This window comes from Achromobacter sp. CF-sbj1-Ac2-l (genome assembly GCF_052698165.1).
Map to the genome: position 1 here is coordinate 80,432 of NZ_CP199857.1, position 10,715 is coordinate 91,146.

Below are 10,715 nucleotides of genomic sequence, written 5' to 3' on the forward strand. Positions count from 1 at the left end.
AAGATATGGGCATGGCCGAGCACGCCGGCGGGCCCTGGTTGCTCAACGGGGGCAGGAGCCGCTTCTACCGATGAAGGAATTGGAATCATTGGATGGCGACCTCAGGAGGACTGCTTAGCCAGCAATGCACGTTGCTGCAGAGCGGCGTTGCGCTGAGCGAGCGCGTCGCGCTCAGTACGTAGCGCGAGCAATTCCTGATCTCTTTGCGCGATCAGTTGCCGCGCCAAGCGTAGTTGATCCTCTACGGCGCGCGTTTCCGCTCGAATCGTATCGACACGCTGCATATTCTGCCGGTTCTCAGCACGGGCTCGTTCCTGCTCGAGCGCAAGAGCTTCGGTCAACCGACTGCATTGCGCTTTAAGGTGATCCAGGCTTCCTACAAGCCCTTCCACCTTGGCGACAGCCGCAGCCGCTTCGACCACCGCGGCCTCCCTGGCCCGCTCGGCGGCAGTGGCTTGTGCTTCGCGTAGCTGCAATTGCTCGCGGTAGTAGTCGATCTGTTCGGCATGGAGCCGGGCAAGGTCTGCGGCAACAGCGACTGCGGTGGGCGCCATCTTCTGATGGGGCAGCTTCGGACTGATTGCGCTATCTAAAGCGCTGCGGTCGCCATCGCTGGTGGGCGTGAGGCTTTGCTTGAACTTGGCGACCTCATCTTCCAGGGCGGACGTCGACGGCGTACGGTTCGCTAGCTGCCGGAGTAGCTGACGAATGGTGGTGACCCCCAGCACCTCACCCGTGACCTCGTGAACGACCGGCAGTAACTCCCGGACGAACGCCCGCCCAGTGGCTCCTGGCCCCAACTTGGCTTCTATTTGCTGTGAGGCAAGACGGATGCGTCGTGCTTGGTCGTCGGGTAGAGGAAGGATTGATCGGCGTCCCATCTGGCCTGCCTTAGTTTGGGCTGATACCGAGTCGTGCCAACGCGGAGGCGAGCAGTTCACTCTCGCCTGCACTGTATGTGGGCCACGGCGCCAGGGGCGTACCCATCAGGGGGCCAAAGATTACCAATGATGGACAGCGGTATTGCGCAGGCTCGCTAGCCAAGTCCGTAAGCACCAGATCATAGGGGCATGAAATATCAATCCTGCCGGTGACCTGCAGAGCGGAGGCATAGCCCACCCCAGATTTTTCGGGGCTGCGAAAGAACCAGAGATGATCGCCGACTACAAAGCACATATAGACGCCAGCGATCAGGGCCGCAGTCCATGCAGGTCTCGCGGCGGTTATCTCACGTGGCACTTTGGCTGGAAGATGAACCAGGCGCACCGCGGCCAGCAGCGAGGTCAGTATGCCCCCTGCCAGGAAGCCCCAGACCGACCAGTTCGTGCTGTCCAACTGCACTGAGATCAGGTTCATGCGGGTGAGTATGCCCCACAGGGACCCGTAGGCAAATGCCGACCCAGCAAGCATGTGCGCCAGCGCCCAGCCCCACTGTCCGCGTGCCAACGAGTGCACGGTGGTGTATAGGTGCAAGATCGCCAGGAAAAGTAAGACAACGAGAAAGATCATGAGATTCGGAGCTAGGCGTTATGGCTGCATTGGGCGCGGCTGGACGGGAGCGTAAGCTCCTACTGGCACCCGCTACTGCTTTCAAAGAATGCCTTGCTGCAGAAATCGAGCGACGCTTGCGCCTCGACCGCACCCCACGCGCATGCCGCAGCGAACACGGTCGCAGAGATAAAGATCGCCGCGCGCCCCTTCATCGCCGCACCGAGTGCTACCAGAACGCTCGCGACGAGGCAGACGATGAGAAAGATCTTTGCAATTTCCATAGGTTTACTTCTCACTTTGCAGTGGGTGGGATGGCCATCACTTCGTGAAGGCCACGCTTGTTAGCATGATTGGCATCGTCCCTGGCGTCGGATTTGGCAGGGATGCTACGCGCCGTCGTGGCCGGCGGCCGTCGCTTCGGATGCGGTGCTCTCCCGCATGGCGAGCAGTAGGCGCGCTTCGTCGACCAGTTGGGCCAGCATGCCGGCGCCAATCTCGCCGGCATCGCGATTCAGGCGGGCCAGGCGCTGCAGGAGCGCCGTGACCGGATCCTGGTCTGCCGGCCGGCTGAAGGCCTCGGCATGGCCGGTCGTCGACTTGGCCAGCGCCTCCAGGCGCTGCCGATCCTGGTGTTGCTGGCCGCCATGCGTCGTCACGTTGTGCCAGAGCATGTAGACGCCATGCGCCACGCCGGCGCGGCGCACGCGGATGGCGGGGTCGGCGGCCGGCGCGCCGCCGGCGATGTCCTGCAGCTCTTTCTCGGCTGCGTCCGTCAGTTGCTGGTAGTTCCAGGTCTTGAGCATTGGCGTTCGGTATCGGTGAGGTTTCTGGTTAGATGAGCCGGCCAGGGTTCAGCGGTGTGCCAGGCCTGCGGCGCGGTCGAGCGCCGCCCACAGCGCCGGATCTTCCAGGCGCTGCCTGGTATCGGCCGGCATCGAATGGGCTCCCTCGTCGAGAGCCGCCAGCGCGGCGGCCTGGTCGGCCCCATCCAGAATCCGAGCCACGACCAGGTGGAACACCGGAATCTGCACGTTCCACGGATCAGGCTGGCCGGAGAGCCAGGGCCGCAGGTGGTCGGCGACCGCCTGGTAGCCGGCCAGCACGTGGCGCAGCAGCGCCACCGCCTGGCGCACGGCGCCGGCCTGGCCGGGTTCCAGTGTCACTGTGAAGCCTTCGCGGTAGTCCGTCACCCCAGGAGCGTATTTGGCCATGTAGGGCGATTGGCTGGCGCAGGTGAGCAAGTCGCCCTCGATGCAGATGTCGTCCGGCGCAAAATCGTATTGTTCAGCCTGACCCAGCAGCACACCGCGGTCCTCGCCGATGGCCTCGGCCGTGGTCGACATGCCTACGCTGATTTGATCGCGCCCGCCTGAAGGTTGCACCTTGATGACCAGGCGATCGCCCGCGATCAGAAAGCCGTCGTGGTGGCGGATGAGCGCAACCCGGGGCACGGCTGCGGCCTCAGCCTGCGGCTTGGCATCGCGTTGCGCCGCCGGCGCGGACTTGCCGGCGGCGGGCACCAGCGCGAGCGAGGCGTATTGCGACGAGTGATCGAGCTGGGCGGTCATCCAGGCCGCGTACAGCGCCGGCGCCTCGGGCACCACGAACACGGGGGATCTGACCCAGCCTTCTACCTTGTCGCCCATCCAGCCTGATTCGAAGAGGCGGTCGACATGCCGCTCGGACACGCCCACCTGCACCAGGTCCCGCGCCGAGGTGAGGTTGTAGTAGTCATTGTCGAGGTGCGGCGCGGCGCTCGGAAACATCGAGTTCAGCGCGTTTCGGATCGCCAGGTGCGCGTCGTCTCGGTCGGCCCCGCGCACGAAGATCGTGAATTCCTCTGGATGCAGATCCACCGGAAGTGTCACGTAGGCGCGCCAGAGGTTGCGCCAGCCACGCGGCAGGGTCTGCAGATCGGCCAGCGGATCAGATGCGGTCATGGTCTTTCCTCGGTAAGCGTTCGGGGGCTGCCGGGTCGTTCAAGCGGCTTCCGGCACCAGCAGATCCGGCCAGACCTGCCTGCGCAGCTCGGGCTGCTCGCGCCAGGGGCCCGGCAGGGCCCGCGGCGGCGTGTTCTCGTGCGTGTGTTCCATCGCCCTACTCCTTCCTCTGCAGGCTTGAATGGGCCGTGCGCGCCAGATGGAGCAGCATTCCGAGAATAGCCATGCAAGCGCTGGTGACAGGCGCTGCCGTGGCGGCAGCGGCCAAGAAGGTCGTGATCGCCGCAGCGGCATTGACCGCCACGCTATCCGCGCCGGGCCGCGCTGGCGCCCAATACTCCAGGCCCAGGGGGAACCAGTGAAACCAGACGTAGATGAACCACAAGCAGGCTGAGGCGCTCACGCCCCTGATGACCTCAGACATGGCGGTCTTGTCGCGGATGGCGAGCATGCCGGCGACGAGTGTGAGCACGGCCACGACGACAGACACCTGCAGGGCGCGCTGCGGATTCGCATCGACAAGCAGATAGGCCGGGTAAAGCAGGGCAAGAAACAGGGCAAACCCTGCCCGGTCGAGCCACCGGCCGGCCGAGTCAGAATTCGCCTTGCCTTGGCGCCCTGCGCCGGGTTTGCTGGCGGCGGGGATGGCAGGCGGGGGCAGTTGCACGGTCATTGCTGCGGCTCCGACGCGGCGTCCGGCGCCAGCAGATCCGGCCAGACCTGCCAACGCAGCTCGGGCTGCTCGCGCCAGGGCTCGCCCTGCTTGGCCACCACCACCATGCCGGGCGTGGTCGCCGGCACGTCCAGGCGCACCAGGCCGGCCAGGCCGCCCGCTTCGCGCCAGAGGCCCGGCAGGGCCTGTGGCGGCGTGCTGTCGTGCGAGTGTTCCATCGCCCTACTCCTTCATCAATACGCGCCTGAGCGCCGTTGTGGTGGCCTTGCAGGGCCGGTTGCCCGGCCGACGGGCGCTTCCAGAGGATATTACGGGTGGCGCGCCACATTTTTTAGCGCATGGTGACCACTCTACCAGGGTTATTTAACCCGGGTCAACAAAATCTCTTAGACATATCCGGCCATATGTCTAAGAGATTTTTAGAGCGATCTACGGTGTTGGTGTGCTATTTGAATAGCAGATATTGTAATTGAATTCGTTTTTTAGTAGGATTCTTCCTGCATCTCAGGACACTCATCGGCCCAGCCACAACAAGTGCACTTCCTGCTGGCACAATTCCCGGCAGCGCACAAATGTAACGAATCTTAATGGAGTTCAATATGGCAAAACTTAAACGCGGCGAGACGGTGCGCTTGGCCTCGGGCGGCCCCCTCATGACCGTTGTGGACATTGTCGAAGGGTCGGTTTTCACGAACGCCTTATGCCAGTGGTTCGTCGGGCAGCAGGTGCAGGAGCATGAGTTTCCCGAAGAAGCATTGCGGCAGGCGTCGCCTCCGTCTGGGCCTCCAGCCCCCGCAGCCGCGGTCGATGCCTCGAGCGGTCAGGTTGCCCCTTCACAGAACGACGATTAACTTAACCGCGCGCCTTGTTGCGCGCAGGAGCGAGTCACCATGTCTATGGCCGCGCAATACGCAGGACTGAAACGCCGCATCGAGCAATACGAATCCGACCATCCCGACCTGGTCGTCCTGGCGGTCCAGGCCAACCGCCTGGCCGTCTCCAGTGTCACCGCCGGTCGCCCGTCGCCCGACGCGCCGCTGGAGAAGGTCATCTACAAGAAAAAGTTCGACCTGATCTGCCTGGTCTTGGCCAGCGGCTACGGCTGGGCCCAGCGCAACGTGATCTGGTCCGACAACCTGCACGACGTCAAGGTTGATCCGCGTCGCCCGCGGACGTATGGCCAACCGGCCCGCGTGATCTTCGAAGAGGTGGACCACTAAGCCGACACACGGCCTGCACGCGCCGCGCGCAGGCTTTCTGGCGCCGGCGCCGGCCGCTGCTGGCCAATGCCGCAAACGATCCGCAAAGGTGTTCCCCATGTCCCATGACTTCGATCCCGGCGCGTCCGCGTCGCCCCTGGCCAACTTGCCGGCCGGCGTCTATTCGGCCGACGGCAGGGCCTTCAACGCCGAGGTCTTCGGCAAGCTTCTATTGGCCGCGCGTGCGCTGGTGCCCGTCACCCTGGTCCAGGTGGCGGCCGACACTAACATTCATCACAGCACGCTGTCCAAAATGGACAAAGGCCAACCCGTCAACCTGCAGAAGTGCGCCCGGGTGCAGGGCTATTTTGAGCACCGCGGCATAGAATTCGTGGCGGGCACCCGCGAGATTGCCCTGCGCTTCGACCCTAACTTCCGTGCGGGCGGCGGTGTGGCCATCACCATAGACCCGACGATGCCGTCCGGGACGCGCTTCATTCATCCTCGGGCGCTCAATCTGGACGATCTGTTGGCTACGCTGCAGAAGGCGGGCGTGCAGGTACAAGGTGAGCCAGTTCTACGGCAAATCCTGGAGCTGGATCTGACCAATGACTGGTGCGGTGTATTGGTCGGCCTGGCGCGAAGTGGCAGGAAGAACGGTGTGCGGTTCATGCGAGCGGCCTCCGGCGGTCCCGCCGACCATGACCTAGTCGAGCTGCTGCGCGATTTCCCCTTCGCCGATGACAACGCGCGACGCGCGTTCGTGCACAACATTATTTCGCAGGATCAATGCTAATGGCGTCAGAGCTATCGCCTAAGCGAGGCGCAGCGGACGTCGTCGCGCTGTTGCGCGGTTCTGCCGGCCGCTTGCAATTTCATTACAAACTGTGTCAATGTACCCATTGCGACGAATATTGCTTCGCGCACGACAATCACCCTGTATCGCAAGGAAAAGAAGCATGAAGAAGCTCTTCTTGGCCATCCTTACGTTGGCCAGCGCCGGCGCCATGGCCCAACCTTCACAACCGACGCAGCAGCAGCAACAGCAACAGCGGGAACAGGCTGCGCCGCAGCAGCCGATGGACATCTATTCGTTCTGCTACATAGAGAATCGCGCCTATTCCGAAGGCTTCCAACTAAACAACACGGTATGTGCGCGCAGTAACAGCGGACCCACGAAGTCCGTCAATACGGGCGGCGGTAGTTACGTGCACGTCTACCCCCTCATCTGGAAGGAAAAAGGCGGGTTCTATAAGTGACCCCCCACCCGATGGCTAGTGCTGCCGGCTTAAGCGCTGTACCGAGCCTTGGCCCGCCTCTAAGCAGCAAGTAAAAAAGAAGCCACGAATAATCGTGGCTCTTTTTTTGTCGAGGGGCGTTGTGTTGCTCGGTTAGCTTCGCCTGTGCAGGCGTCGCCATAGCGGAGACCAATCTGTGAAGCAGATTAGGAGAAGGAAAACGGATACCGCAAGACCGAATTTCAAGTCCGACATCCAATCATAGTGCGAGCCGTTGTACCTCGCGGCCAGCACGTGGCCCACCACCCACACTACGGGCGGCAGAAAGAGCGCCGGCAGTGTGATCAGAAAGAAGAACTTGAGCCCGCGCCGGCTGAAGAAACCGGGTGCCTGGTTCTGAGTCTGGTTCAGGTCGGTCATTGTCAACCCTCGGAATGAAGTGTTTTGGTTATTCAAACATAGTAAGGAGCAGAAGGCCAGTGACCGATAACGTATGTCGTTCCCACCTCAAGGCAACACTTGAACTTTCGGAAGGATGTTCTTCGGATCGTGAACAGCAAGCTGTGTTGATGGCCGGGATGAGCTGCCATAGATGACCAGGTTGATGCCGCCTGGATGAGCCTTCGACGGGAACAAAAGGCCATCCAATCCGGCCGTCACGACCAAGTCAGCCATTAGCCAAGTGGGGGGAGTCTTGCCCAGATTGAAGACGATCGCTCTCCAGTCGACCGCGTGCTGCGCCCAGAGTGTTGTCCAGTGTTGAGAGTCATAGCCTGCGCTAAGGTCCGCAACACGCAATCCGTCGATAGCGTACGAACATAGTACCCCTGGCGAGAGCCAGGGGTTGTCTTGCTGGTACTCTGCTGCGGCCGTTTGGACGTCGCTGGCAAGATATAGCGCTTCTTGGCCTGGGCGATTGAAGCGCCCTCCTTTGGCCGCCGCTCCCATGCCGGAAAGAGGCATATGTGCGTAGGCGGGCGAGAGGAGCCTGAAATAAGCGAGGTTGCCGGAGAGCTGAGTGACAATCATCCGGCTGCTCCGCCCTCGAACGAGATGAGATAGTCGACTACTGATTGCGCCCTACCCTCCTGGATCAATTGGTCTGCTGTCTTCCCTTCAAATGCGGGAAGAGGCTCATTGCGAACCAAGTACGCCGCCCGCTCCACGCTACCAGTCAATGACGTGGCAACGTATAGAACGCGCAGCATCTGGCTCAGATAGCTCTGAAGCTCAGGAGATCTTGGGTTGCGTGTGACCGTGTTGCGGTGGATGTGGGCGCGATCAGCAAGATCCTGGAGTTGGAACCCGAACAGGTTTCCCAGCTTCTTTGGGGACACGAAGCTAGTGTTGCCGTCGCGAAATTGTTCCGAGAAAGATAGAGCGGTCATGATGGCTCCTTGTCGTCCTGTTGGTCATGCACCAAGTATGCACTAATTATGCATCATTTGACAAGCTTGCCCGGATGGTCTAGGTACGAGAATTTCCATAGCTAGCCATGGTCTGAATTGAGCTGCTACATCACCCACGCGGTGCGCGCAAGAACACGGCCCAAAGCTAATGCCGTAGCTATATACTGGACAAATGAACAGTATTTCGGAGAGAGCTTCTCCTCCCCCCTCCCCCTCGAGGAACTGGAGCAGATTGCCGAAGAGTATTCAAGGCATCCTACTGTCCATTCCTTGCTCTGCGAAATCAGCCGCTTGCAAGCGTTGGCGTGTGTTGCAAAGGAAGCCCAGGAAGGGATATGCCGATCGCTTGGGAACGGCATCGACGTCATCCTCGGCATGATCCGGGACTCTCTCGCGGTGGAGCCGGCCGTCCGGAAGCCGGCGCCGAACGAACCACAGAAGTCATTCCCCTGCCCTCTTTCTCTGGAGGAACTGAGGCAAACACGTGACACTTGGCGGGGCGATGGCCTGGTGCGCAAGTTGTTGTGGGAGATATGGAGGCTGCAGCGATTTGCTTGTCGCTGCGATCAACTGCTTCGATCGATGTGTAGTGTGCAACTCGACGAAGCAGGGCCCGCCGTCCGGAGGTTGTCAGATATGTTGGACCGAGAACCCGCGGTCATATGGCAGCGTCGGTGGCATAGTGAACTGCTTCTTGGCGCTTCCCTGCAAACAATGGATCCACAGGAGGGTACAGCGCGCAAGCCGAGTGGCCAGGATAAGATGGAGAAAGAGTTTCTGGAGGCGCGATGCAGCGCTCGCCGGCCTCTGTCTCCGCGCTAGGATTCAATGCTCTTCTGAAATGCGCCGTTGCGTTGAAGTTCGAGCAAGACGGCGACAGCTTCCAACCTGCGCTCCGCGCGGCCAGCAATCTGCCCTGCTAATTCCCCTGCAGCATCGCGCCATTTGAGTTCGCCGTGGAAATACAGCCGCTCTACCAGTCCGTCAAGCAGCTCCTGTGCGCTCGTGAGGTCTTGCTGGGCTTGTAAAAGGGTTTGAAGTACCACCTCAAGGGGGGGAAGATCTGCCGCGCCGGACCTAGCGTCTTGCACCGAAGCACTCCTGATTCGTACCCCAGGAAGGGGCACCGTGGATTTTCACTGGTGAAAATTTTACAAGAGATATTGCTTAGAAGCAAAGGCTCATGAGTGAAATCACCCCCCTTGCTGACCCACATGCGTTCAGCCCTGCGAGTGAAATCACCCCCCCTTTGGACAAATTGTCTCCCGATGCGATGGCCTCGATCATCTGCAGGCCTGTTACCCGCCATGAAGTCCGGCGCAGTCGCACGGTTTGAGTGAAATCACCCCCCTTTTTTTGTCGCTATATATTGCTCCGATTTCGAGTGAAATCACCCCCCTTCCCTTCTCTTTCCATCTGCACTAGTTAGCACCCACTATCGTAGAAAAGCCTTTAAAATTAATAACTTGATAGTTTGGCACGTTTCACTTGTGGCTCCGTCGCCGCGCCAGTCTATGCGTGAAATCACCCCCCCGGCTTTCAGGAGCAGCAGCTAATTCTGTGCGTGAAATTCCCCCCCCTGATTGACGCTCTGTTTTGGGGCGCCTGAGAGTGAAATTACCCCCTATTTGCCGGAAAACCGCAATCAACTGTGGATAAGTGGATAAGTCCGCATTTTTCAAAAGTTATCCACGTGAAATCACCCCCCCCTTGTGAGTGAAATCACCCTCTTTCGGCGCGTGATATCTGCCCCCTTTTTCGCGTGAAATCCCCCCCCCGCGTATATATCCTGTATTTCTCCTTTAGTTTTTCCTCTACTACTCCCTGTATGAGCCCCCAGTTCCTGGGGACAACTTGCCAACCTCCGTGGCGCTACGCGCCACCACCAATAACTAGAGCCCCCCCAGAGGGGGGGCCGCATTGGAACCCCCCATAGGAAATAGAGCCCCCCAGAGGGGGGCACATGGGCCCCCAAACCCAACACGCCACCTCCTCACATCAGCAAATTGTCTGCCGGGATACGGAGTTGGCGCCGCTCACGCGGCGCCAAGCCCTACCGGGCCGGCTCCTACCGGCAGACCTGGGCGTCCCCCGGACGCCCAGGCAAGCAGCTTTGCTTCAACAAGAATCCCAGACCACCAAGAGCCCAACCCCGCACCCAATACAGAAAGACCCAAGCGGGCTCATACCGTCCAGGGGGCTCCTACGCCGCCTCAGGGCGCATAACGTCAGCCGACTGCAGGGGAGACCACTACCCCTACTCAAAATCGCCCAGCCGCCGTCTCATGGGTTCCTGGTGCGGATCCCTGCAATTGCCCGTATTCGTTAATGCATGTCTTATCATTTGCTTGCGCAAAAACCCGTTCATCTGCATACTGCTCGCAGTTCAATACCTCGAGAACCCTCGATGCAACCGTTAACGCTCGACCAATTGAAGCTTCTCCACACTAACGGCGGCGTTCGCACTGTTCAACTTGCTGGGCAGGGCGGGGCCTTTGTCGTCAACATCCAATTGCAGCAAGAGAAGGCTCGAGGTTTTCTCGTTACTCTTCGGAGCAATGACACGCCGCGGCGCTTTACGAGCACAGATGCAGCCCTGACCGCCCTGCGGCGGATTGGCATTACAGCCGTGGATGTGGATATCAGCGATTGGCACCCAAATGAGCGCAAGCACGAGCGCGGAAATGCTGGTCGTTCTGCCGCACTGCGTGCTACCCACCAGGCCGCAGCAGCCCATAAGCGCGCTGCGTAACCGAGGAGCACAC

16 protein-coding genes are annotated in these 10,715 nt (G+C 60.6%); 5 read left to right on the plus strand and 11 right to left on the minus strand.

All coding sequences use genetic code 11. The annotated features are described in order from the left end of the window. Positions 1-101: 101 nt before the first annotated feature. From ACUDCK_RS29725 to ACUDCK_RS29755, 7 genes are all read right to left on the minus strand, one after another. Complete coding sequence (locus tag ACUDCK_RS29725) at positions 102-728, minus strand: hypothetical protein (protein WP_445659378.1); 627 nt, start codon at positions 726-728, stop codon at positions 102-104. Positions 729-891: 163 nt separating this feature from the next. Beyond that, positions 892-1,509, minus strand: a complete 618-nt coding sequence (locus ACUDCK_RS29730; protein WP_054444520.1) for a hypothetical protein — start codon at positions 1,507-1,509, stop codon at positions 892-894. A 59-nt stretch (positions 1,510-1,568) separates the two neighbouring features. Then, the gene (locus ACUDCK_RS29735) at positions 1,569-1,772 is read right to left on the minus strand and encodes a hypothetical protein (protein ID WP_054444519.1); all 204 of its coding nucleotides are present in this window, start codon (positions 1,770-1,772) and stop codon (positions 1,569-1,571) included. A gap of 105 nt (positions 1,773-1,877) precedes the next feature. Next, a complete protein-coding gene (locus ACUDCK_RS29740) occupies positions 1,878-2,294 on the minus strand; it encodes a hypothetical protein (RefSeq protein WP_054444518.1) in 417 nt (138 codons plus the stop codon). A gap of 48 nt (positions 2,295-2,342) precedes the next feature. Beyond that, entirely contained in the window at positions 2,343-3,431 is a 1,089-nt protein-coding gene (locus ACUDCK_RS29745) for a hypothetical protein (protein WP_421466306.1), read from the minus strand. A gap of 157 nt (positions 3,432-3,588) precedes the next feature. Beyond that, on the minus strand, positions 3,589-4,104 hold the full coding sequence (locus tag ACUDCK_RS29750) for a hypothetical protein (protein ID WP_054444516.1): 516 nt from the start codon (positions 4,102-4,104) through the stop codon (positions 3,589-3,591). Continuing rightward, positions 4,101-4,322 (minus strand): hypothetical protein, encoded by a 222-nt coding sequence (locus ACUDCK_RS29755; RefSeq protein ID WP_445659379.1) that lies wholly within the window; start codon positions 4,320-4,322, stop codon positions 4,101-4,103. Before ACUDCK_RS29755 ends, ACUDCK_RS29750 begins: the two co-directional genes overlap by 4 nt. A 381-nt stretch (positions 4,323-4,703) precedes the next feature. On the opposite strand from ACUDCK_RS29755, the gene ACUDCK_RS29760 reads away from it, so the two are divergent. The 4 genes from ACUDCK_RS29760 (at position 4,704) to ACUDCK_RS29775 (ending at position 6,562) form a co-directional block, all read left to right on the plus strand. After that, positions 4,704-4,955 carry a DUF2158 domain-containing protein gene (locus ACUDCK_RS29760; RefSeq protein WP_207384699.1) on the plus strand — a complete coding sequence of 84 codons (252 nt, stop codon included), beginning with the start codon at positions 4,704-4,706 and terminating at the stop codon, positions 4,953-4,955. Positions 4,956-4,994: 39 nt separating this feature from the next. Then, positions 4,995-5,324: a hypothetical protein gene (locus ACUDCK_RS29765; RefSeq protein WP_131728567.1), complete on the plus strand. Its 330-nt coding sequence runs from the start codon at positions 4,995-4,997 to the stop codon at positions 5,322-5,324. A 97-nt stretch (positions 5,325-5,421) separates the two neighbouring features. After that, positions 5,422-6,099 (plus strand): hypothetical protein, encoded by a 678-nt coding sequence (locus ACUDCK_RS29770; RefSeq protein WP_054444512.1) that lies wholly within the window; start codon positions 5,422-5,424, stop codon positions 6,097-6,099. A 163-nt stretch (positions 6,100-6,262) separates the two neighbouring features. After that, positions 6,263-6,562 (plus strand): hypothetical protein, encoded by a 300-nt coding sequence (locus tag ACUDCK_RS29775; protein ID WP_054444511.1) that lies wholly within the window; start codon positions 6,263-6,265, stop codon positions 6,560-6,562. A gap of 132 nt (positions 6,563-6,694) precedes the next feature. Here the strand turns inward: ACUDCK_RS29775 and ACUDCK_RS29780 are convergent, their stop codons facing one another. From ACUDCK_RS29780 to ACUDCK_RS29795, 4 genes are all read right to left on the minus strand, one after another. Continuing rightward, a complete protein-coding gene (locus ACUDCK_RS29780; protein ID WP_054444510.1) occupies positions 6,695-6,961 on the minus strand; it encodes a hypothetical protein in 267 nt (88 codons plus the stop codon). An 87-nt stretch (positions 6,962-7,048) separates the two neighbouring features. Further along, positions 7,049-7,570, minus strand: coding sequence for an RES family NAD+ phosphorylase (locus ACUDCK_RS29785; RefSeq protein ID WP_082387918.1), 522 nt, complete (start codon positions 7,568-7,570; stop codon positions 7,049-7,051). Next, positions 7,567-7,929, minus strand: coding sequence for an MbcA/ParS/Xre antitoxin family protein (locus tag ACUDCK_RS29790; RefSeq protein WP_054444509.1), 363 nt, complete (start codon positions 7,927-7,929; stop codon positions 7,567-7,569). Before ACUDCK_RS29790 ends, ACUDCK_RS29785 begins: the two co-directional genes overlap by 4 nt. Positions 7,930-8,768: 839 nt before the next feature. After that, entirely contained in the window at positions 8,769-9,041 is a 273-nt protein-coding gene (locus ACUDCK_RS29795; RefSeq protein WP_054444508.1) for a hypothetical protein, read from the minus strand. A 1,316-nt stretch (positions 9,042-10,357) separates the two neighbouring features. Here ACUDCK_RS29795 and ACUDCK_RS29800 point away from each other — a divergent pair. After that, positions 10,358-10,702, plus strand: a complete 345-nt coding sequence (locus tag ACUDCK_RS29800) for a hypothetical protein (RefSeq protein WP_421466305.1) — start codon at positions 10,358-10,360, stop codon at positions 10,700-10,702. Positions 10,703-10,715: the final 13 nt, after the last annotated feature.